This is a genomic window from Bacillus altaicus (assembly GCF_042136375.2).
Classification (GTDB): domain Bacteria; phylum Bacillota; class Bacilli; order Bacillales; family Bacillaceae_G; genus Bacillus_A; species Bacillus_A cereus_U.
Window position 1 is genome coordinate 5,093,228 of record NZ_CM143394.1, and the last position, 23,813, is coordinate 5,117,040.

Genomic DNA, 23,813 nt, shown 5'->3' on the forward strand with positions numbered 1-23,813 from the left:
TGAATCTACAAAATATGAGTATATTCCAAAACATTTTTCCCGATTAATAAAATAGTAACTAATAAAAATAAAGTCCTTACATATCCAATACCTTTTTGAACCGCAAACTTCGATCCAAAATAAGCACCTAAAATCATTGATAATCCCATAATTATACCGTATTCAAAATGAATCACATCTAAAAATAAAAAAGTAATTAAAGATACGATATTACTAACGAAGTTCAAAAGTTTTCCAGATGCTGCCGCTTGAATAAAATCCAAACCAATTAATAAAAATGCAAAAATTAAAAAGGATCCTGTCCCTGGTCCAAAAAAACCATCATAAAACCCTATCATTAAAATAACAAAGAAAAACATTAATGTTTTTCCTTTTGTCATCTTTTTATAGGTAGATGCACTTCCCCAATCTTTTTTCGCAATAATATAAATGGCAATAAAAACCAACATTACAAGCACTAGTGGACGCAAAATATCAGGCGGAATAAACTTTACTACTAAAGCACCTGCGACCGCTCCAATAATAGTTAACGGGATTAACTTTCCTACAATCCGAAAATCCACCTTACCTGATCGAATAAAATAAATTGTACTGGTAAGCGTCCCCATCGTCGCTGCCAATTTATTCGTTGCGATTGCCGAAGCTGGTGATAAACCAACAAACATAAGTGCAGGAAGCGAAATTAACCCTCCCCCTCCAACAACCGAATCAATAAAAGCAGCTAAAAACCCGAATGCAATTAATAAAATAATGACTTGAAAGCTTAGTTCTTCCATGAATTTGCCCCTTACCCCTTTATTTGTAACATTTAAAATTATAACAAAATTTTTCAAGAAAAAAAGCTGTTCCTTTACGGAACAGCTCTCATCTTTTAATCTAAAATTTTCACAAAAGGTTCATCTTGCTTCGCTTCACGTATAATAATCGCTTCTGGACGTTCTACAGATTTAATTGTTACTTGTACTTTCATATAATTCGGGAAGTATTCCATAACAAGTCCAGCTACATATTGTGTAAAACCAATTACTTCAGCTTTCCCATTGAATTGAACAGGAATATCAAGCTTCATTTCTTTTAATTCATCATCTCTATACATTCCAGTACCGATAACAGCTGTATAATCACCTTGGAAATACTCACTTAACTTCGCTTTAAAGTTTGACACCCTTGCAAGGTCTTCACGTTTATTATCCGCTTTTGCTTGTTCAGACGGGAACAAATAATATTTCTCATTGATTGCTTTCCAATCCTCAACCGTTTCACTACCTTTTTCTACCTTAGCATAAGAAACAAAATTCCCTGGCACAAGTGAAGACTTTGGACCTTGACGATAAATTGCAAATGTTATCGGAACATTTTTTGTGTTAGCGTCTTTTTGATGCATGAATTTCAAGATTTCTTGTGCCATTCTTTTCCCTTCAGCTAACATTTTTTCATCTGGGATTGCAGCTTCACGTGGATACCCATGCTCTTCCTCATAATATTGAATAGAATTCATCGCTAATCCAATTACAATGCCATCAGGTTCATTATCGTTCCCACCTTTTTGTACATAGTAATCATGCTCTAAAATATTTGAGATATACATTGGATTTTTTTTATTTTTCACTTCTAGTGACTCCGAACCTTCACTTAAGGCTGGATTCAGTCCGATATTCGGAAATTTAACTGCATCTTTTTTCAACTTATCCTCTAGCTCTTTTTGTTCAGCATCTGTACGCTTCCTTTTTACAAGCATTTGTATATTTTGAGCCTCTAGAACCTTTCCGCCTTTAAAGAAATAATCTTTCGTACTAAATGATTCTTTGGCAATGCGCATTAGTCCTGTTTCAAATTCATCTATATCTAGACGACTATTTAAACCTTGTACAACTAAACCACGTGCCTTACCTGAATCAAATGGAACCGTTGTCTTATAATATTCATCCGAAATGGAGTATTTCGGGATAACTGCTTGTTCTTTCGCTTTCCCTGATTTCTCAACTGCTTTTTCATCTTTATTGGAACCCATACTACACCCACTTACAAGTAGGCTAAGACTTAATACCGCTAACGCTATTTTTTTCATCGTAAGTTTGCACCTCTTACTTATTCAGCTCTTGTAAGAACCTCTCTTCATTCCAAACTTCAACATTGTGCTTCTCTGCTTGCGCTAATTTTGAACCAGCAGCTTCACCAGCAACAACTAAATCCGTACTTTTACTAACACTTCCTGTTACTTTTCCACCTAATGCCTCAATCTTCTTCTTTGCTTCACTGCGTCCCATAACTTCTAATTTACCTGTTAAGACGACAGTTTTTCCTGCAAAGTACGATTCAACATTTTGTAGATCAGCAACTTTTATACCTTTGTATGCCATGTTCACGCCATACTCTTTAAATTGTTGTAATAGCTCTAATACGTCTTCATTATCGAAATACGTTACAACGGATTGAGCCATTTTTTCACCAATCTCGTTAATTGTTTTTAGTTCTTCTTCCGTTGCTTTCACAAGCTCATCCATCGTTTCGAAATACTCAGCAAATGTACGTGCGGCTTTCGCACCGACATGACGAATACCAAGACCGAATAACAATCGCTCTAATGAGTTTTCCTTAGAATTCTCAATTGCTTGGACTAAATTTGTTGCTGATTTTTCACCGAAACGTTCTAGTTGTAATAATTGCTCTTTCGTCAATGAATATAAATCAGCAAACGTACGAATATAATCCGCATCAAAGAGTTGTGTAATTACACGTTCTCCAAGTCCATCAATATTCATTGCATTTCTTGAAACGAAATGGATTAATCCTTCACGAATTTGAGCTGGACAAGTCGGATTTATACATCGAAGTGCTACTTCTTCTTCTAAACGAACAAGTTCACTCTCACATGCTGGACAATGCGTTGGCATATGATATTCTTCTTCCTCACCAGTACGCTTATCAAAAATAACGTTCACAACTTCAGGAATGATATCTCCAGCCTTTTTCACAACAACGTAGTCACCAATTCGAATATCCTTTTCACGAATTAAATCTTCGTTATGTAAAGAAGCACGACGAACGATAGTACCAGCCACTCTAACTGGCTCGAGCTCCGCAGTTGGTGTTACAACCCCTGTGCGGCCGACACTTAATTCAATCCCTGTTAATCTCGTAACAACTTCTTCAGCTGGGAATTTATAAGCTATTGCCCATCTTGGACTCTTTGCTGTAGTTCCTAAGCTTTCTTGAATAGCAACATCATCTACTTTTATAACGATTCCATCAATCTCATAATCAAGATGCGGACGTTTTTCTTGCCACTCTGCTACATACGCTATTACATCTTCAATTGTTTCACATGTACGACGATTTGGATTCGTCTTAAATCCAAGATCACCTAAGAAATCCAGTGATTCACTGTGGGATGGAATTGTTTTTTCTTCTACATTAGCAAGACCATACACAAACATAGATAAGTTACGCTTCGCTGCAATTTTTGGATCAAGTTGACGTATCGATCCTGCTGCCGCATTACGCGGATTTGCAAATACATCTTCACCATTTTGCTCTTTTTCCTCATTTAATTTAACGAATGAACGCTTCGGCATATAAGCCTCGCCTCGTGCTTCTAACGTTACTTCTTCATTTAATCGAAGTGGAATTGCTTTAATCGTTTTCAAGTTTTGGGTAATATCTTCACCCGTTACACCATCACCACGTGTTGCACCTTGAATAAAGCGCCCTTTTTCATAATGAAGTGAAACAGCAAGTCCGTCAATTTTTAATTCGCATATATATCTTACATTCGTATCATCAATTCCTTGACGTACTCTTCGGTCAAAATCACGCAAATCTCCTTCATTAAATGCGTTACCTAAACTTAACATCGGTGATTTATGCGTTACCTTTTCAAATATATCAAGTACAGCTCCCCCAACTCGAATAGAGGGGGAGTCTTCCGTTACAAATTCAGGGTTCTCTGCTTCTAATTTCATAAGCTCCTGCATATCACGGTCATATTCCGCATCAGAAACAGAAGGATTGTCTAATACGTGATATTGATAGTTAAATGTATTTAACAAATCACGCAGTTCTTCTATACGTTTTTTTGTTATCTCTTTTGACATATCCTCAGTCCTTTCCTATTGTTTCGTCACAGGTGCAAATTTTGCTAATAAACGTTTAACACCAATTGGGCTTGGGAACGCAATATCTAACTCTTTTGCATCACCTTCACCCTTTACACTTACAACTGTACCGACTCCCCACTTCTGGTGAGAAGCTTTATCGCCTACTGCCCAGCCAATTTGCTCGCCACCTGTCGTCTTAACAGCCGGACGCACGAAAGCTGAACGAGAACGTGTTGTAGTTGCGCTTGTCGTTCTTCCTTTTGCACCAAACGAAGTTTCACGCTTCGGTGCTGTTTCATTTAATGATTCCACCAATTCTGCCGGAATTTCTGTAATAAATCGAGATGCTGCATTCATACTTGTTCTACCAAATAAAGTACGCATTTGCGCATTCGATAAGTATAACTCTTCTTCTGCACGAGTAATACCTACATAAGCAAGACGACGCTCTTCTTGCATTTCATCTTCTTCCATAAGAGAACGAGTATGCGGGAATATCCCTTCCTCTAAGCCAACAATAAAGACAACTGGGAACTCTAATCCTTTTGCTGAGTGCATCGTCATTAAAATAACTTCCTCACCAGCAGTTGGATCTTCATCTACACGATCAATATCAGCAACAAGAGCTAAGTCTGTTAAGAATGCAACAAGGCTCTTATCTTCACTTTGAGATTCGAATGTTTGCGTAACAGATAAAAACTCGTCTAAGTTTTCTAAACGACCTTCTGCTTCTAAAGAACGCTCATTTTTCAACATATCGCGATAACCTGTTTTCTCAATAACTTCTTCTACTAATTCTGTAACAGATAAATACTCTTGCATATTTACCCAGTTGTGTAATAAACCTGCGAATTCTTTTACTGCCTTTGTAATTTTTGCACTTACTCCAACATGCTCAATCTCATCAAATACAGCAGTTAATGAGATTCCGTTTTGCACACCATAATTAATAATTTTATCGATAGAAGTCGCACCAATCCCGCGCTTTGGCATGTTAATAATGCGAGCGAAACTAATCTCATCATCTGGATTCCCAATTAAACGTAAATATGCCAAAATGTCTTTAATCTCTTTACGGTCATAGAACTTAGTACCACCGACAATTTTGTAAGGGATATTAGATTTCAGGAAAATCTCCTCGATCATACGAGACTGGGCATTCGTACGATATAATACTGCAAAACCAGTATATTTTCGTTTCCCCATTTGAATATCGTCACGAATTTTTTTCGCAACAAAATACGCTTCGTCCTTTTCGGTTGCAGCACGATAATACGAGATTTTGCTCCCAATTTGATTGTCTGTCCATAATTTCTTCGGTTTACGGTTTGAATTTTTTTCAATTACAGCATTAGCTGCATTTAAAATATTTTGTGATGAACGATAGTTTTGTTCTAACAGAATAACTTGCGCATTCTCATAGTCTTTTTCGAATGACAAAATGTTAGAAATGTCAGCCCCGCGCCAGCGGTAAATAGACTGATCCGAATCACCAACAACACAAAGATTTTTAAAACGTGATGCCAAATGTTTAACAAGAAGGTACTGGGCTTTGTTCGTATCTTGATACTCATCAACGTGAATATATTGGAACTTACGCTGATAGAACTCTAGCACTTCTGGAACACGTTCAAATAGCTGAATCGTCGTCATAATTAAATCATCAAAGTCTAATGAGTTATTTTTTAGAAGGCGTTTTTGATATTCTGTATATACATCGCTCGTTAATTTTTCATATGGATCAGCGGTTGTAATTTTTTTTGCATATTTATCTGCAGATAACAGTTCATTTTTCGCATTACTAATACCCGCTAAAATAGAGCGTGGTTCAAACTTCTTCGGGTCAATATTGCGCTCCTTCATAATTTTCTTTACTACAGTTAACTGATCACCTGAATCTAAAATTGTAAAGTTACGATTAATCCCAATGCGGTCAATATCACGTCGTAAAATACGTACGCACATAGAGTGGAACGTAGAAATCCAAATATCTTCTGCTTCTGGTCCAACAAGTTTATCAATACGCTCACGCATTTCACGAGCAGCTTTATTTGTAAAGGTAATTGCTAGCACATTCCATGGCGCCACACCTTTTTCACCAAGTAAATACGCAATACGGTGTGTTAACACACGTGTTTTCCCACTACCTGCGCCTGCCATTAATAGAAGTGCTCCATTTGTTGTTTGTACTGCTTTTTGTTGCTGCGGATTTAAACCATTTAATAACCTATCTGTCGTACTCATATGCGCCTGCACCTACTCTCCTTTTACTGCTTTAACTGTTTTTAACGCAGCTTTTATATCATCATAAATAACATTTCCAACAACTACTGTATCAGCATACTGTGCCATTTCTTTCGCTTGTTCTGCATTAGAAATACCACCGCCATAATATAGCTTAGCTTGCTTCAATTCTGCTTTTACATTTTTAACAAGTTCAATATCTCCATACGTCCCGCTATATTCTAAATAGAATATCGGTAAATGTAATAGCTTGTCTGCTAAACGTGCATATGCAATAACATCATCTTCTGTTAAATCACATTTTGCATCTGTAAGCTGGGCTACTTTCGCTTCTGGATTTAAAACACAATACCCTTCCATGAAAATTTCGTCCCAGTCCATAATATCCCCAAATTCTTTCAATGCCTCATGATGAACACCTGTTACCCATTCTACTTTTCGGCTATTTAAAACACTTGGGATGTAATAAAAATCAAATCCCGGTGTAATTGCTTCCAAATCAGAAACCTCTAACACACAAGGAACTGCATATCTACGAATGCTAACTAGCATGTGTAATACGTTATCAATTGTAACTCCATCACTTCCGCCTACAATAACAGCATCCGTTCCAGATTCACAAATCATTTCTAAATGTTCGTCACTTAACTCCTTATTTGGATCAAGCTTAAATACATGTTTCCATTTGGAAATATCGTACATGAAAACACCCTTTCTTTTCTCTAGTTATATCTATATTTCTGTTCAAAATAACAGTTAATTTTTATCAGGAGTTTTTAAATTCCTTGCTATATCTTTACCGGGCTTTTTGAACTTCCTTACTATATTTGTTCAAAAAGGAGGATATAGAGAGCCGAGCAGGTCGAGGCGTATTCACCAGGAGGAACAGAATGTAGTTTTCCCTACATGAGTACCGGACTGGCGTATGCAACGATGACATGCGACAGCTATCTTTACCGGACTTTTTGAACTTCCCTACTATATTTGTTCAAAAAGGAGGATATAGAGAGCCGAGCAGGTCGAGGCGCATTCGCCAGGAGGAACGGAATGTAGTTTTCCCTACATGAGTACCGGACTGGCGTATGCAACGATGACATGCGACAGCTATCTTTACCGGGCTTTTTGAACTTCCCTACTATATTTGTTCAAAAAGGAGGATATAGAGAGCCGAGCAGGTCGAGGCGCATTCGCCAGGAGGAACGGAATGTAGTTTTCCCTACATGAGTACCGGACTGGCGTATGCAACGATGACATGCGACAGCTATCTTTACCGGGCTTTTTGAACTTCCCTACTATATTTGTTCAAAAAGGAGGATATAGAGAGCCGAGCAGGTCGAGGCGCATTCGCCAGGAGGAACGGAATGTAGTTTTCCCTACATGAGTACCGGACTGGCGTATGCAACGATGACATGCGACAGCTATCTTTACCGGACTTTTTGAACTTCCTTTTACGCATTCTTTCATTATAACAAAAAAAGCTACCTACACACACGCCCAATCCAACATCTTTTTCAACGTCAAATGTTGGATTACATATCAAAAAGCTTATACGGAATACTAACAAATGAAATAGTATTTCTATTTCGAAGTTCATCAAAAAGGAGTGTTTTTCTAATGAAGCAAAACATCGGCACAATTAGTGCTCTAATTCGAATTACACTCGGACTCATCCTCTTCGGTTGTAGTACAGCTAAACTCGTACGTAAACCTTGGTGCACTTGGTCTAAAGTTTTGCTATGGATTGGTGCCATGAAAATTGCGGAGGGAATCGTTCGTTTCTGCCCTATTGTTGAAGCCTGTAAGTTTGGAAAATATATGAATATGAGCGCATTTAAAATGCCTAGCATGAACTTTACTGAAAAAGGCCATAATAAAGAGGAAGTTAAGCAAGCTTCCAGTCATGACAAACCAAAGTCAAATGGAAGTTATGACACTTCTGACAAAGAGATTGAGTCAGCGATTGAAGAATTAATCCTGGCAAAACCGCTTTGAATCATTTGTCACGATGCAAGATGCTCTCAAAGAGACTTAGCTGCTGCAGTGGGCGGCTAAGTCTTCTTTATTTTATCACAAAACAGAACGTACATTCTTATCTTTTTGGAGTTTTATCCCTAAAACGTACATAAATCAATCAACAAGATTTAGAAAATCAGGTATAAAAACCTTGCATGTAATGATATAAAAGTGATATCATTTTTATATCAGGAGGCGATCATATGAAAGAAAAACAAGTATTTTATGTTAATGGTTTTCTCGGTGTTATCGGGATTTTAATTTTAGCCGCTATCGGTGTATTTTGCCTTGTACAAGAAATTTTCATAGTAGCAGCATTAACTATTATTTTAGCCGCGGTTCTCGCGACAGGTATTGGTATCGTTCAACCAAACCAAGCAAAAGTAATTACGTTTTTCGGTAGTTATTTAGGAACAATTCGTCAAAATGGTTTATTTTTAACAATTCCATTCGCGTTTCGTCAAACTGTATCTTTGCGTGTGGAAAACTTTAACAGTAAAAAATTAAAAGTAAACGATGTTGAGGGAAATCCAATTGAAATTGCAGCTGTTATCGTATATAAAGTTGTTGATTCTGCAAAAGCAATGTTTGGTGTTGAGCATTACGATCGATTCGTAGAAATTCAAAGTGAAACAGCAATTCGCCACGTTGCTACAAAATATCCTTATGATAATTTCCAAGATGAAACTTGTATCACGTTACGAGGAAATACTGAAGAAATCTCTGAAGAATTAAAGCGTGAGTTAGAAGCACGCCTTGAAATCGCTGGCGTAGAAGTATTAGAAACTCGTTTAACACATTTAGCTTACGCAACAGAAATTGCCCATGCAATGCTACAACGTCAACAAGCAAAAGCAGTATTAGCTGCTAGAAAAGAGATTGTTGAAGGTGCTGTGAAGATGGCGAAAGATTCAATCCATATGTTAGATGAAGAAGGCGTACTGGAACTCGATGACGAGCGTAAAGCAAGTATGGTGAACAATTTATTAGTTGCCATCGTTTCAGATAAAGGTGCGCAACCAGTTATTAATACAGGAAGCCTATACTAAAGGTTGTAAGTGATTATGGCCAAAAAGAAAAGCTTTCCATTACGTATTGATCCTGAATTACACGCAGTCATCGAAAAATGGGCGAATGATGAGTTTCGTAGCGTCAATGCACACATCGAGTATTTGCTTCGAGAAATGGCAAAGCAAAAAGGGAAATTAAAAAAGGATAAAGATGCATAAAAATCCCGCTGAGAAATCAGCGGGATTTTTTATACATTAGCTTCTCGTCATCTCATGCCCAATTGCACGATATCCTATATCACTTCGGTAAAATAAACCATCACTCTCAATTTTACCGATTTCTTTATATACCTTATCTTTCGCTTCTTGTAAACTATTCGCCTTACAAGCAACAAATAATACACGGCCACCGTTTGTTACAAAGTCACCATGTTTCATCGCTGTACCCGCATGGAAAACAATCACATCTTGCAGTGCATCTAATCCGTTAATAATTTCACCTTTTTCATATGCTTCTGGATATCCTTTCGAAGCAAGTACGACACCAATAACTGCTTCCTTTGACCATTGTAACGTTAATTCACTTTCATCTAATACAGCGTTACATACATCAACTAAATCATTTTCTAAGCGTGGTAATACAACTTCCGTTTCAGGATCGCCAAAGCGTGCATTGAACTCAATTACCTTTGGACCATCATTCGTTAAAATAAGCCCCGCATATAAAATCCCTGTAAACGAACGATTTTCTTGGATCATCGCTTTAGCAGTTGGATGTAATACTGTTTGAATCGCTTCTTGAACCGCTGACTCCGGAATTTGTGGTACTGGGGAATATGCACCCATTCCGCCTGTATTAGGACCTTTGTCGCCATCAAAAGCTCGTTTATGATCTTGAGCAATTACCATTGGATGCACAGTTGTTCCATTTACAAATGCCATTAATGAAAATTCTTGTCCATCTAAAAACTCTTCAATAACGACCTTCTTGCTTGCTGCGCCGAATTTCACATCTTGTAGCATTTCTTTCACAGCTTGCAATGCCTCTTCAAGCGTCATTGCTACGGTTACACCTTTACCAGCAGCTAATCCATCTGCCTTAATTACGATCGGTGCACCAACTTTTTGAATGTACTTTACTGCCTCTTCATAGTCTGTAAAAGTTTCATATGCCGCAGTTGGAATATCATACTTTTTCATCAATTCTTTTGTAAAAGCTTTACTACCTTCAATAACAGCAGCCGCTTTATTAGGCCCAAATACACGAAGTCCCTCTTCCTTAAAGCGATCAACGATTCCATTCATAAGTGGAATTTCTGGTCCAACGAAAGTTAAGCCTACATTGTTTTCTTTTGCAAATAAGACTAATGCATCAAAATCATTCTCATCAATATCAACTGGTGTTGCAACGTCTCGCATACCTTCATTACCTGGCGCTACATATATTTTTTCTACCTTTTCAGATTGTGCAAACTTCCAAGCTAAAGCATGCTCACGTCCACCGCGGCCGATTACTAAAACATTCATATTTCATCCCCCAATACTTAAATAAGTACAAACTAGAAGCTATGCTCCTAGTTTGTTTTCATATCAATAGAAGTTTTAAAAGGAGGGTCAAGAGAACCGAGCAGGTCGAGGCGCATTTGCCAGGAGGACACGGAGTGTAGCTTTCCTACATGAGTACCGCACTGGCATTGCAACGACGACATGCGACAGTTATCTCGACCGGACCTTTTAAACAACCCTAACAATAACAGTTTAAAAGGGAGGATCAAGAGAACCGAGCAGGTCGAGGCGCATTTGCCAGGAGGACACGGAGTGTAGCTTTCCTACATGAGTACCGCACTGGCATTGCAACGACGACATGCGACAGTTATCTTGACCGGACCTTTTAAACAACCCTAACAATAACAGTTTAAAAGGGAGGATCAAGAGAACCGAGCAGGTCGAGGCGCATTTGCCAGGAGGACACGGAGTGTAGCTTTCCTACATGAGTACCGCACTGGCATTGCAACGACGACATGCGACAGTTATCTTGACCGGACTTTTTAAACAACCGCTATTAGTGTTTGAAATGACGTACACCAGTGAACACCATAGTAACCCCATACGCATCTGCCATTTTAATAGAATCTTCATCACGAATCGATCCGCCTGGTTGAATGATCGCTGTAATTCCAGCTTTTGCTGCTTCTTCTACTGTATCTGGCATTGGGAAGAAAGCATCAGATGCAAGTGCGCTACCTTGTGCTTTTTCGCCAGCTTGTGTGATTGCAATCTTCGCAGAACCTACACGATTCATTTGTCCAGCACCAACACCAATTGTCATATCATCTTTCGCTAAAACAATTGCATTTGATTTCACATGCTTTACAACTTTCCAAGCTAGTTTTAAATCTTTCCATTCTTGCTCTGACGGTTCACGTTTCGTTGGAATTGAAATTGCACTTTCATCTAATGATAATGTATCTTCCTCTTGAACAAGAAGACCACCTTGTACAGATGTTAGCTTTTTGCTTGCAGTCGTTTCCTTTTCAATATTTACAGTTAGTATGCGCAAGTTTTTCTTACTTTGCAACACTTCTAAAGCTTCTTGTGAGAACGAAGGTGCAATAATAATTTCTAAGAAAATTTCATGTAACTTTTCAGCTGTAGCTTTATCAATTTCACGATTTGCTGCAATAATACCGCCGAAGATTGATACTGGATCCGCTTCATAAGCACGTGTGTATGCTTCATGAATATCCATACCTACTCCAACACCACATGGATTCATATGTTTTACCGCTACTACTGCTGGTTCTGTAAATTCTTTCACGATGCTCAGTGCTGCATCCGCATCATTAATATTGTTGTAAGATAATTCTTTACCGTGCAATTGTTCTGCATATGCAACAGAAGAAGTTGCTGCGAATGGCGCTTTATAGAACGTTGCTTTTTGATGTGGATTTTCGCCATAGCGTAAATCTTGTTTTTTCTCAAATGTCACCGTTACTGTTTCAGGGCTTTCTTCGCCCATTTGCTCTGTTAAATAGTTAGAAATTAACGCATCATATGCTGCTGTATGACGGAATACTTTCGCTGCTAATTTACGTTTCGTTTCCTCTGTTACTTCACCGTTCTCTTTCAGTTCTGCTAATACAACATCATAATCTACTGGATCTACAATTACCGATACAAATTTATGATTTTTCGCAGCAGAGCGAATCATTGTTGGGCCACCGATATCAATATTTTCAATTGCATCAGCAAATGTTACATCAGGCTTAGCGATTGTTTCTTTAAATGGGTATAAGTTAACAACAACAAAGTCAATTGGTTGAATACCTAATTCATTCATTTGCGCTACATGCGTTTCATTATCACGAACTGCTAATAGACCACCATGAATATTTGGATGTAATGTTTTTACACGGCCATCCATAATTTCTGGGAAACCAGTTACTTCAGAAATACCAATTACTTGCAAGCCGTTTTCTTCTAATAATTTTTTCGTACCACCTGTTGAAATAACTTCAATCCCTTGTTCAAGTAAACCTTTAACAAATTCTACTACTCCTGTTTTATCTGAAACACTTACTAATGCACGCTTTTTCATTTACCCTTCACCCCTGGTTGTATGTTAGTTAACAGTTGTTTTTTTCACAGACTGAACAATTTGATTCACTGTATTTACGTATAATTTATGTTCAACTTGTTGAATTTTCTTTTGTAAGCTTTCTCTCGTATCCCCTTCAGAAACAACTACTGCTTCTTGCGCAATAATTGGACCTGTATCCATACCTGCATCTACATAATGAATCGTTACTCCAGTTACTTTCACACCTGCTTCTAACGCTTGACCAACAGCATCTTTACCTGGAAAGCTCGGTAATAGTGATGGATGAACATTAATAATTTTTCCGCCGTATGCTGCTAGTAAAGTCGGTCCAATTAAACGCATATATCCAGCTAAAATAACATAATCAATTTCATACTCTTCTAGCTTCTTTAATATCTCTCTTTCAAATGCTTCTTTTGACTCATATGCTTTCGCTAAAAAGGTGAAACACGGAATATGGTGATAATGTGCCCGTCCAATAGCGCGTGCCTCTGGTTTATCACATACTAATAAACTAATATCTGCATCCAATCTTTTTTCTTCTACCGCATTAATAAGAGATTGAAAGTTAGAGCCGCTCCCAGAAGCAAAAACTGCTAATCTACTCATACTTCTGTTCCCTCAATAAAGGTAACACCAGATCCTTGTACAGTCTGTCCAATAATGTGAGCTTTCTCGCCTTGTTCCTCAAGAAGACGAACAATATCTTTTGCCTCTTCTTCCTTCACTGCTACTACCATACCAATACCCATGTTAAAAATATTGAACATTTCTTTCTCTTCTAGTTTTCCAACCTCTTGAAGTAAACTAAAAATCGGTTGAACTTGCCAAGATCCTAATTCAATTTCCGCACCGATTCCTTCTGGCAACATACGTGGAATATTTTCAATGAATCCACCACCTGTAATATGTGCCATACCGTATACTTCATGTTTCTTCAATAGTTCTAAAATAGGTTTGACATAAATTTTCGTTGGTTTTAATAATTCTTCACCAAGAGGTAGTTCTAAGCGTCCGTAAATACGATCTAAAGATAGTTCTCCATCTTCTAGTAGTACTTTTCTTACTAAAGAATAACCGTTACTATGAATGCCGCTAGATGCTAAGCCAATTAATACGTGACCAGCTTCAATTTTTTCACCTGTTACAATTTTCTTTTTATCAACAATTCCAACTGTAAAACCAGCTAAATCGTATTCTTCCGTAGAATACATTCCTGGCATTTCAGCTGTTTCTCCACCAATTAATGCACAACCAGCTTGGCGACAGCCCTCTGATATACCTTTGACGATGTTTTCAATTTTACTAGGTTCAGCTTTACCACAAGCAATATAATCAAGGAAGAAAAGCGGCTCTGCTCCTTGGACGACAATATCATTTACACACATTGCTACTGCATCAATACCAATTGTGTCATGTTTATCTGCCATAAAAGCGAGCATCAATTTCGTTCCCACGCCATCTGTTCCAGATACTAATACAGGTTCTTCTAATGCAAATTTTGATAGATCAAACATACCTCCAAAACCGCCTAAACCGCCTAGCACTTCTTTTCTCATTGTTGTTTGTACGTGTTTTTTCATGCGAGATACCGCTTCATATCCAGCTTCAATATCTACTCCTGCTTGCTTATATGCATTCGCCATCGTTTTTTACACCTCGTCTTTTAATTTCTCCCCATCCAGGGCGGCCAGTTTAAGAAAGAAGCTAGCTTCTACATCAAAAGAAGTAGAAGCTTTTTCTTCTTATTTCATACTTTCTAAAAGCTCTTTCTCATAATCATAAAGAGCTGTTGGATAGTCTCCATTGAAGTAAGCCATACATAGACCACCGTATTTCCCTTCATATGGGCGTCCAATTGCATCTACTAATCCATCTTCACTTAAAAATGTTAAAGAATCTGCTCCGATGATTTGACGGATTTCTTCTATTGAATTATTTGCTGCGATTAATTCTTTTCTCGTTTGAATATCAATGCCGTAGAAGCATGGATACCTAAGAGGTGGTGAAGCAATTCTTACATGGACTTCTGTCGCTCCAGCCTCACGAAGCATGCGAACAATTCGTTTACTTGTCGTTCCTCTTACGATAGAATCGTCAATCATAACAACTCGTTTTCCTTCAACTACACCTCTTACTGCTGAGAGCTTCATCTTAACTCCTTGCTCACGCAGTTCTTGAGAAGGTTGAATAAACGTACGTCCAACGTAACGATTTTTAATTAATCCTAACTCATATGGAATTCCTGTCGCCTCCGCATAACCAATTGCTGCTGAAATACTAGAGTCTGGTACACCAGTAACAACATCCGCTTCAATAGGAGCTTCCGCCGCTAAACGTTTCCCCATGTTTTTGCGTGCTGCATGAACATTAATACCAGCGATATTAGAATCTGGACGTGCAAAGTAAATGTATTCCATACTGCAAATCGCATGGTCTACTTCATTTGTAAAACGATCTACGTGAATTCCTTCATCATTGATAATAAGCAATTCACCAGGTTCTACATCACGAATGTATGTTGCACCAACCACATCGAAAGCACATGTTTCTGATGCTACAACGTAAGCATCCCCCATCTTTCCAATTGAAAGAGGACGGAACCCATTCGGATCTAACGCAACGATCATTTCATTTCCAGTTAGTAAAAGATATGCAAATGCACCTTTCACTTTATTTAGAGCCTCTTTTACACTATCAATTAAAGAATCTTTTGTACTACGTTTAATGAGGTGTAAAAGTACTTCTGTATCTGAACTTGTTTGAAAAATACTTCCCTCTGCTTCTAATTCACGGCGAAGCATCTTTGCATTAATTAAATTTCCGTTATGAGCTAATGCCATACTATGATCAGAAAAACGGAATAATAATGGTTGAACGTTAGCAACTTCATTTCCACCAGCTGTTGCATATCGTACGTGTCCGATTGCTGATTTTCCGTTTAATCCCTCTAGCTCACCTCTTGAAAACACTTCTGATATTAAACCTAACCCCTTGTGACCGACGATTTTCTCCCCATTATTTACAACAATGCCTGCGCCTTCTTGCCCACGGTGCTGCAAACTATGCAACCCGTAATACGTAACTTGTGCTGCATTTTCATGCCCCCAAATTCCGAAAACGCCACATTCTTCATTTAACCCCTTTATTTCAGCAAGCATGGGATTGCCCCTTTCCAAGCCTTTCTCATTTCATCTACATTTGCTGTAAGTAATACTTCATTTTCTTCATTATGAATTGTTACTTCATTTGTATTTGTAACTTCTCCAACTTGAATTGCTTCAACCGCTTTCTCAAATGCTTCTTTATTTTCACGTTTTACAGTTATAACGAAGCGAGATTGTGATTCTGCAAATAATACTGCTGTTGCTTCTCCGTCTAATTTCACAGTAGCACCTAAACCGTTAGCACCAATTGCACTTTCAGTAATTGCAACTGCTAAACCACCTTCTGCAACATCATGTGCAGATTGAACAAATCCAGCTTGAATTGCTGCTAGTAATTGTTTTTGGCGTTTTAATTCTACATCTAGATCGATGCTTGGTGATTGACCGAAAATTTTTCCGTAGATCATTTTCTGTAATTCACTTCCGCCAAACTCAGCTTTCGTCTCCCCAATTACATAAACTAAATCGCCAGCTTGTTTAAATTCTTGTGTTGTTACGTGTTTTAAATCGTGTACAAGTCCAACCATCCCAACAGTTGGTGTTGGATATACAGCTTCACCACTACGCTCGTTATACATTGATACATTCCCGCCGATAACTGGTGTTTGTAATTTGCGGCAAGCTTCACTCATACCGTCTACTGATTTCTCAATTTGCCAGAAGATCTCTGGCTTTTCTGGGTTACCGAAGTTTAAGCAATCTGTAATTGCAAGTGGCTCCCCGCCAGAACATACGATATTACGTGCTGCCTCTGCTACTGCAATTTTACCGCCCACTTCTGGATCTAAATAAATGTAGCGAGAGTTACAATCTGTCGTCATTGCTAATCCTTTTTCTGTACCGCGTACACGTACAACCGCTGCATCTGAACCTGGTGTAACAACTGTGCTTGTGCGTACTTGATAATCATATTGATCATATACCCACTCTTTACTTGCAATCGTTGGTTGTTGTAATAGAGATAATAACGTTTCTTTATAATCCTCTACTTGCGGTGTTTCCATTTTCATCTGCTGGAACTCAGCAAAGTATGCTGCTTCTTTTGACGGTTTATAATAAATTGGCGCTTCTTCTGCAAGAGCATCCGCCGGTACTTCAGCTACCATTACATCTTTATGGAATAAGCGAAGCATTTTATCTTCAGTTACTTTCCCCATCGTAACTGCTGCAAGACCGTACTTCTCAAATAAATCTACTATTTCTTGCTCTCTACCCTTTTTCACAACGATTAACATACGCTCTTGTGATTCAGATAACATCATTTCATATGGAGTCATTCCTGTTTCACGCTGCGGTACATCATCTAAGTACATTTCAATACCCATACCTGCTTTACTTGCCATTTCTGCAGAAGATGATGTTAAACCAGCAGCTCCCATATCTTGAATTCCAACAAGTGCATCAGACTGAATAAGTTCTAAACATGCTTCAATAAGAAGTTTCTCCATAAATGGATCCCCTACTTGAACTGCCGGACGCTTCGCTTCTGAGCTTTCAGATAACTCTTCAGATGCGAATGTTGCACCGTGAATACCATCACGACCAGTTGATGCTCCTACGTACATCACTGTATTACCAGCACCATGTGCTTGCCCTTTTTTTATATCTTCATGATTAATTAGGCCTACACACATTGCATTTACAAGTGGATTTCCTTCATAACATGGATCAAACTGTATTTCTCCACCAACAGTAGGAATACCGATGCAGTTACCGTATCCTGCGATTCCTGCTACTACTTCTTCGAATAAATATTTCACCCGTGGTGATTGTAATTCACCGAAACGAAGTGAGTTTAATAGAGCTACTGGACGTGCGCCCATAGAGAATACATCGCGAATAATACCACCGACACCTGTTGCTGCCCCTTGATATGGCTCAATTGCAGAAGGATGGTTATGACTTTCCATCTTAAATACAACCGCTTGATTATCACCGATATCTACAATTCCAGCGCCTTCTCCAGGTCCTTGTAAGACACGCTCACCTGTCGTTGGAAACTTACGAAGAACTGGCTTTGAATTTTTATAACTACAATGTTCAGACCACATAACAGAGAATAGTCCCGTCTCTGTATAATTCGGCAAACGGCCTAAAATCTTTTCAACCATGGTAAACTCTTCGTCTGTTAGCCCCATTTCCGCATATATACGCTCTTCTTTAATTTGTGTTGGATTTGGCTCAAGCATTAACGACATATGTTTCCCTCCACTGTTTTAAGATAGATTGAAAGACTTTTAAACCTTCAGCACCGCCAAGTAATTCATCTACAGCACGCTCTGGGTGTGGCATCATACCAAGAACATTTCCTTTTTCATTTACAATACCTGCAATATCTGAAACGCTTCCATTCGGATTTTCTACGTAACGGAATGCGATTTGATTATTCTCTTCTAATTGTTTAAGAGTCGCTTCATCACAATAGTAATTTCCTTCGCCATGTGCAATTGGAATGTTAATTACTTCATCTTTTTCATATTGTGATGTAAACATCGTTTCATTATTTTCAACACGTAACTGAACAGTACGGCACATAAACTTTAAGTTTTCGTTTCTCATTAATGCTCCTGGTAGTAATCCTGATTCAACAAGAATCTGGAATCCATTACATACACCTAAAATCGGCTTTCCTTGCTCAGCAGCTTTTTGCACTGCTTTCATTGCATTAGCAAAGCGGGAAATAGCACCACAGCGTAAGTAGTCACCGTAAGAGAATCCACCTGGTAATAGAATCGCATCATACTCATCTAAGTTCTCTGTATCATGCCAAACGTAATCTACTTCTTCGCCAAGCTCATCTTTAATTGCATGAAACATATCAACATCACAGTTCGAACCTGGAAATACTATTACGGCAAATTTCACTGTGCGACAACCTCCTCAACTTCATAACGGTAGTCTTCCATTACAACGTTTGCTAATAATTTTTCACACATTTCTTTTACCTTGCTATCCAGATCAGATACTGATTTATCAATTGTTAATTCCATATACTTTCCGATTCGAACGTCTTGTACTTCTGTAAATGAAAGACTATGAAGTGCTCCCTTTACCGCAGTTCCTTGTGGATCTAATACACTTTCTCTTAACGTTATATATACCTTAACTTTATACATGTGAAGCTCCCCCTAAACGTTTTAAAATTTCTTCATATGCTTCTGTTAAATTCCCAAGATCACGACGGAATACATCTTTATCAAATTTTTCATTGCTCGTTTCATCCCATAAACGGCAAGTATCTGGTGAAATTTCATCTGCTAATATGATTTCCCCTTCTTCTGTTACGCCAAACTCTAATTTAAAATCTACTAATCTTACACGACAGCTTGCGAAATGCTCAATCAGCACTTGATTGATTTGTAGAGCTGCATCTCGTAATACGCTTACTTGCTCTGGTGTTGCAACATTTAACAAACGAATATGATCTTCCGTTACAAGTGGATCTCCTAAATCATCATCTTTGTAGTAAAATTCTACGATTGGTGTTGTAAGAGCAGTTCCTTCTTCCATTCCTAGTCTTTTTGAAAGACTACCTGCAATTACGTTTCTTGTGACAACTTCTAATGGAATAATACTCACCTTTTTGACAAGTTGTTCTGTATCAGATAACTTCTCCACAAAATGTGTTTTAATTCCAACTTCTTGTAACTTTCTGAACAATAAAGTTGTAATCTCATTGTTCAAACGACCTTTTCCTGTAATTGTCGCTTTTTTCTCCCCATTGAAAGCAGTCGCACTATCTTTGTACTCTACCCAAACCATATCTGCTGCTTCTGTACGATAAATTCTTTTTGCCTTACCTTCATACAGCAATTCTAGCTTTTGCATTTCGCAAGCCCCCTGTAGTTTGAAAAATGTGAATAATATTTTTATAAAGAATGGCACAGAATGACTCTATTCTGTGCCATATGAAATTTTACGCTTCGTTTAATCCAAGGCGTTCAAAGATTGTATCAACGTGTTGCATATGATGTTCATAATTGAAACATTCGTTAATTTCTTCTTGCGTTAACTTACTTGTAATACGCTCTTCAGCTTCTACAAGCTCTTTAAATTGTACTTGTGTTTCCCAAGCTTCCATTGCTTTAGGCTGTACGATATCATAAGCTTCTTCACGTACCAGACCTTTGTCAATTAGTGTAAGCATTACGCGCTGAGAGTAAATTAAGCCGTATGTTCTTGTCATATTGCGTTTCATATTCTCTGGGAATACAGTTAAGTTTTTAACGATATTACCAAAGCGATTTAACATGTAATTTAACGCGATTGTAGCATCTGGTAAAATTACGCGTTCTGCAGAAGAGTGAGAGATATCACGCTCATGCCATAACGGAACATTCTCGTAAGCTGTCATCATATAACCGCGGATAACACGAGCTAAACCAGTCATATTTTCAGATCCAATTGGATTACGTTTATGTGGCATTGCAGAAGAACCTTTTTGACCTTTTGCGAAAGCCTCTTCAACTTCACGTGTTTCACTCTTTTGTAAACCACGAATCTCAACTGCCATCTTTTCAACAGATGTTGCGATTAGTGCAAGTGTTGACATGTAATGTGCATGACGATCACGTTGCAATGTTTGTGTTGAAATTGGTGCTGCTTCTAATCCTAAGTTTTCACAAACATACTTTTCTACGAATGGATCAATATTTGCATATGTACCAACCGCACCAGATAATTTACCAACGCGAACTGTATCAGCAGCTTGTTTGAAACGCTCTACGTTACGTTTCATTTCTTCATACCAAAGACCAAGTTTTAAACCAAATGTTGTTGGCTCTGCATGTACACCGTGTGTTCTTCCCATCATAATCGTGTATTTATGCTCTTTCGCTTTATTAGCTAAAATGCTAACAAAGTTTTCTAAGTCTTTTAACAAGATTTCATTTGCTTGTTTTAAGATATAAGATAAAGCTGTATCTACTACGTCTGTAGATGTTAAACCGTAATGAACCCATTTACGTTCCGCGCCTAATGTTGGTGTTTCTGATACAGCACGAGTGAAAGCAACTACATCATGACGTGTTTCTTTTTCAATTTCATAAATACGATCAATATCAAATGATGCATGTTCACGAATTTTTTTCACATCTTCTTTTGGAATATCGCCAAGCTCAGCCCATGCTTCACACGCTAAAATCTCAACTTCTAACCACGCTTTAAATTTGTTCTCTTCCGTCCAAATCGCACCCATTTCAGGGCGTGTATAACGATTAATCATCTTTTTCCCTCCAACAGTTGTTCTTGATGGTCCCAAATATGCAAACTCTTCGCTTTTTCTAGAGCGACTTCAATATTATCATTTAAAATATTAACATGCCCCATTTTTCGCTGTGCTTTTGCTTCTTCTTTTCCATACAAGTGTAAATAGCACCCGGCTAATCTATTCACTTGTCCTAGGACCCCTTCTATATGTTCGCCTAAAATGTTAATCATGACAACTGGTTTTAACAAATTTGTTTCTCCAAGAGGTAAATTACAGATTGCTCGAATATGTTGACCAAATTGACTCGTTTCACATGCATCCTGTGTATAGTGTCCTGAATTGTGAGGTCTTGGTGCTAATTCATTAATGTAAATCTCACCGTCAGCTGTAGCAAACATCTCTACCGCTAGTGTTCCCACAAGTTTTAATTCATCCGCAAGTACTCTTGCATAAGTAATTGCTTTTTGAGAAAGTTCTTCTGTAATGCGAGCTGGAACGATAGATTCATGTAAAATGTTATTCACATGAATATTTTCCGCTACGGGAAATACTTTCGTTTCACCACTTACACTACGAGTTACAATAACTGATATTTCTTTTTCAAAAGGTACCCATTTTTCAAGAATGCATTCTGCTTTATTAGTAAGCTCTTTTGCTCTCACAACATCAGCTTCACTCTTTAAAACCACTTGCCCTTTACCATCGTATCCACCTGTCGTTGTTTTTAAGACAGAAGGGAAAGATAACTCTTTAATTGCTTCTGTAAGTTGATCTTGATTTTGAACCAATCTATACGATGCTACCGGTAACCCCGCTTTTTCAATTGCATTCTTTTCAGTAAAACGATTTTGCGTTTTATTTAATAATTGACTACCTTGTGGTAAATACGCATGTTTCTCAAGCCATTGTAAACATCTATAATCAATATTCTCAAATTCATATGTGACAACGTCGCTTATCTCTGCTAAATGCTGAATTGCTTTTAGATCGTCATAAGATGCAACAATCTCAATATCAGCAACTTGTGCACATGGTGAATGCTTTGTAGGATCTAAAACAGCAATTTTATAACCCATCTCCTTAGCTGCCAGCGCCATCATTCTTCCAAGCTGGCCGCCTCCAATAATGCCGATTGTTTTTCCAGGTAAGATGATTCTCGTCATACTAGCTCACTACCTTCACGCACAGTTTTCTCAATAGCCTCTCGTCTCAACTCTAATGCATCATGTATGTCATCATGAAATGATCCAAGTATTTGTGCAGCAAGCAATCCAGCATTTGTTGAACCAGCCTTACCAATTGCAACAGTTGCAACTGGAACCCCTCCTGGCATTTGGACAATGGATAATAACGAATCTAGGCCGTTTAACGCTTTTGATTGAACTGGGACACCGATTACAGGAAGATTTGTCTTCGCTGCAACCATTCCTGGTAAATGTGCTGCTCCACCAGCTCCAGCAATAATAACTTTTAATCCACGTTCACGAGCAGTTTCTGCATATTCAAACATATAATCCGGAGTCCGATGAGCCGATACAACTTTTTTCTCATACGGTATATTTAATTCATCTAAAATGTCACAAGCATATTTCATTGTTTCCCAGTCTGACGTGCTTCCCATTATGACTCCAACTAGTGATTTCATATTAGAATCCCCCCGATTCAAATAAAAAAAGCCTGAAATAGAACAGTTTCTCTTTTACTATGAGAGAAAGCGCTCTACTCAGGCATACGTATCCCTTGTGAATAGAAAAATACCGAGTGACTTTCCCTCATAGTCTAACGAATAACGGTCGTTAGGTAGAGACTTGCAGGCCATATCCCCGCGATTATATGAGGTCTTATATATTATTGTTTCTATGGCTATATTAACAATATTTCATAAACAATGTCAATAAATAATCGAATGTTTTTTTATTAGTCATCGATAACGTTCGTGTTTTAGTTATATTCAAAAGAAGAATTGCAACTATATACAAGAAGGAAAGGGAATTAGAATATATATTTCTAGAGATCTATTTTACGTATAACTGTTTATATGGTACTTCAGTATGTTTTAATTAAAATATATACACTCTTCTGTTCTATACATCAATAGAACTTATATTATAACGATTTAATTTCTAAGGGGGAATAACCGTGAAAAAAATAACTGTGTTATTATCCTATTTATTTTTCTCCATCGCAGTAATTGCTGTAATTATTGAATACTTATTTATATCATCCCATTTTTTCTACTCTCATTATTTTAAATATACACTTATGATAGAAATAATCTTTCCTATCTTAGGGATTATTTTAGGAGCATTCGGAAAATCAGGAGTACAAAAAATCATTGCCCTTATTTTAAACAGCCTCTATTTCATTCTTTTTTCTTCTTTAGCGTTATTAAATTTATGGATTTTAACATTCGGTAAATAAAAATAAACACAAAAAAACCTAAGTCGAAACGACTTAGGTTTTTGCTTGGCA

General features: G+C 37.8%; 21 protein-coding genes and 1 riboswitch. Of the genes, 4 read left to right on the forward strand and 17 right to left on the reverse strand.

Annotated elements, in window-relative coordinates:
* Positions 1–5: 5 nt before the first annotated feature.
* The 5 genes from ACE38F_RS26200 to pcrB form a co-directional block, all read right to left on the reverse strand.
* A complete protein-coding gene (locus ACE38F_RS26200) occupies positions 6–776 on the reverse strand; it encodes a TSUP family transporter (RefSeq protein ID WP_002091347.1) in 771 nt (256 codons plus the stop codon).
* Between the two features lie 95 nt (positions 777–871).
* Entirely contained in the window at positions 872–2,068 is a 1,197-nt protein-coding gene (locus ACE38F_RS26205) for a CamS family sex pheromone protein (RefSeq protein ID WP_215555052.1), read from the reverse strand.
* Positions 2,069–2,084: 16 nt separating this feature from the next.
* The gene (gene ligA / locus ACE38F_RS26210; RefSeq protein ID WP_215555051.1) at positions 2,085–4,094 is read right to left on the reverse strand and encodes an NAD-dependent DNA ligase LigA; all 2,010 of its coding nucleotides are present in this window, start codon (positions 4,092–4,094) and stop codon (positions 2,085–2,087) included.
* 15 nt (positions 4,095–4,109) lie between these two features.
* On the reverse strand, positions 4,110–6,341 hold the full coding sequence (gene pcrA, locus ACE38F_RS26215; protein WP_375370614.1) for a DNA helicase PcrA: 2,232 nt from the start codon (positions 6,339–6,341) through the stop codon (positions 4,110–4,112).
* A gap of 12 nt (positions 6,342–6,353) precedes the next feature.
* Positions 6,354–7,043 carry a heptaprenylglyceryl phosphate synthase gene (gene pcrB / locus ACE38F_RS26220; RefSeq protein ID WP_002113485.1) on the reverse strand — a complete coding sequence of 230 codons (690 nt, stop codon included), beginning with the start codon at positions 7,041–7,043 and terminating at the stop codon, positions 6,354–6,356.
* Between the two features lie 912 nt (positions 7,044–7,955).
* On the opposite strand from pcrB, the gene ACE38F_RS26225 reads away from it, so the two are divergent.
* The 3 genes from ACE38F_RS26225 (at position 7,956) to ACE38F_RS26235 (ending at position 9,583) form a co-directional block, all read left to right on the forward strand.
* Entirely contained in the window at positions 7,956–8,333 is a 378-nt protein-coding gene (locus ACE38F_RS26225) for a YgaP family membrane protein (RefSeq protein ID WP_002159494.1), read from the forward strand.
* A 224-nt stretch (positions 8,334–8,557) separates the two neighbouring features.
* On the forward strand, positions 8,558–9,403 hold the full coding sequence (locus ACE38F_RS26230) for an SPFH domain-containing protein (protein WP_215555049.1): 846 nt from the start codon (positions 8,558–8,560) through the stop codon (positions 9,401–9,403).
* Positions 9,404–9,418: 15 nt separating this feature from the next.
* The gene (locus ACE38F_RS26235; RefSeq protein WP_001085171.1) at positions 9,419–9,583 is read left to right on the forward strand and encodes a type II toxin-antitoxin system antitoxin; all 165 of its coding nucleotides are present in this window, start codon (positions 9,419–9,421) and stop codon (positions 9,581–9,583) included.
* Between the two features lie 36 nt (positions 9,584–9,619).
* Here the strand turns inward: ACE38F_RS26235 and purD are convergent, their stop codons facing one another.
* From purD to purE, 12 genes are all read right to left on the reverse strand, one after another.
* A complete protein-coding gene (gene purD, locus ACE38F_RS26240; RefSeq protein ID WP_215555048.1) occupies positions 9,620–10,891 on the reverse strand; it encodes a phosphoribosylamine--glycine ligase in 1,272 nt (423 codons plus the stop codon).
* A 535-nt stretch (positions 10,892–11,426) separates the two neighbouring features.
* The gene (purH, locus tag ACE38F_RS26245) at positions 11,427–12,962 is read right to left on the reverse strand and encodes a bifunctional phosphoribosylaminoimidazolecarboxamide formyltransferase/IMP cyclohydrolase (protein WP_375370615.1); all 1,536 of its coding nucleotides are present in this window, start codon (positions 12,960–12,962) and stop codon (positions 11,427–11,429) included.
* 24 nt (positions 12,963–12,986) lie between these two features.
* The gene (gene purN / locus ACE38F_RS26250) at positions 12,987–13,574 is read right to left on the reverse strand and encodes a phosphoribosylglycinamide formyltransferase (protein WP_215555046.1); all 588 of its coding nucleotides are present in this window, start codon (positions 13,572–13,574) and stop codon (positions 12,987–12,989) included.
* The gene (gene purM, locus ACE38F_RS26255; protein WP_341307841.1) at positions 13,571–14,611 is read right to left on the reverse strand and encodes a phosphoribosylformylglycinamidine cyclo-ligase; all 1,041 of its coding nucleotides are present in this window, start codon (positions 14,609–14,611) and stop codon (positions 13,571–13,573) included. The genes purN and purM overlap by 4 nt, the downstream gene beginning before the upstream one ends.
* Positions 14,612–14,710: 99 nt before the next feature.
* Positions 14,711–16,126 carry an amidophosphoribosyltransferase gene (gene purF / locus ACE38F_RS26260; RefSeq protein ID WP_215555044.1) on the reverse strand — a complete coding sequence of 472 codons (1,416 nt, stop codon included), beginning with the start codon at positions 16,124–16,126 and terminating at the stop codon, positions 14,711–14,713.
* Entirely contained in the window at positions 16,111–18,330 is a 2,220-nt protein-coding gene (gene purL, locus ACE38F_RS26265) for a phosphoribosylformylglycinamidine synthase II (RefSeq protein ID WP_375370616.1), read from the reverse strand. The genes purF and purL overlap by 16 nt, the downstream gene beginning before the upstream one ends.
* The gene (gene purQ, locus ACE38F_RS26270) at positions 18,314–18,997 is read right to left on the reverse strand and encodes a phosphoribosylformylglycinamidine synthase subunit PurQ (RefSeq protein ID WP_002159503.1); all 684 of its coding nucleotides are present in this window, start codon (positions 18,995–18,997) and stop codon (positions 18,314–18,316) included. The genes purL and purQ overlap by 17 nt, the downstream gene beginning before the upstream one ends.
* Positions 18,994–19,248 (reverse strand): phosphoribosylformylglycinamidine synthase subunit PurS, encoded by a 255-nt coding sequence (gene purS, locus ACE38F_RS26275; protein ID WP_002159504.1) that lies wholly within the window; start codon positions 19,246–19,248, stop codon positions 18,994–18,996. The genes purQ and purS overlap by 4 nt, the downstream gene beginning before the upstream one ends.
* On the reverse strand, positions 19,241–19,960 hold the full coding sequence (purC, locus tag ACE38F_RS26280; protein WP_002010014.1) for a phosphoribosylaminoimidazolesuccinocarboxamide synthase: 720 nt from the start codon (positions 19,958–19,960) through the stop codon (positions 19,241–19,243). The genes purS and purC overlap by 8 nt, the downstream gene beginning before the upstream one ends.
* Before the next feature lie 88 nt (positions 19,961–20,048).
* Positions 20,049–21,356 carry an adenylosuccinate lyase gene (gene purB, locus ACE38F_RS26285; RefSeq protein ID WP_215555042.1) on the reverse strand — a complete coding sequence of 436 codons (1,308 nt, stop codon included), beginning with the start codon at positions 21,354–21,356 and terminating at the stop codon, positions 20,049–20,051.
* Positions 21,353–22,504: a 5-(carboxyamino)imidazole ribonucleotide synthase gene (purK, locus tag ACE38F_RS26290; RefSeq protein WP_215555041.1), complete on the reverse strand. Its 1,152-nt coding sequence runs from the start codon at positions 22,502–22,504 to the stop codon at positions 21,353–21,355. Before purK ends, purB begins: the two co-directional genes overlap by 4 nt.
* Positions 22,501–22,986 carry a 5-(carboxyamino)imidazole ribonucleotide mutase gene (gene purE / locus ACE38F_RS26295; RefSeq protein WP_002010008.1) on the reverse strand — a complete coding sequence of 162 codons (486 nt, stop codon included), beginning with the start codon at positions 22,984–22,986 and terminating at the stop codon, positions 22,501–22,503. The genes purK and purE overlap by 4 nt, the downstream gene beginning before the upstream one ends.
* 110 nt (positions 22,987–23,096) lie before the next feature.
* Positions 23,097–23,198, reverse strand: a riboswitch (purine riboswitch).
* A gap of 282 nt (positions 23,199–23,480) precedes the next feature.
* Between purE and ACE38F_RS26300 the strand changes: the two genes are divergently transcribed.
* A complete protein-coding gene (locus tag ACE38F_RS26300) occupies positions 23,481–23,762 on the forward strand; it encodes a hypothetical protein (RefSeq protein WP_215555040.1) in 282 nt (93 codons plus the stop codon).
* Positions 23,763–23,813 lie beyond the last annotated feature (51 nt).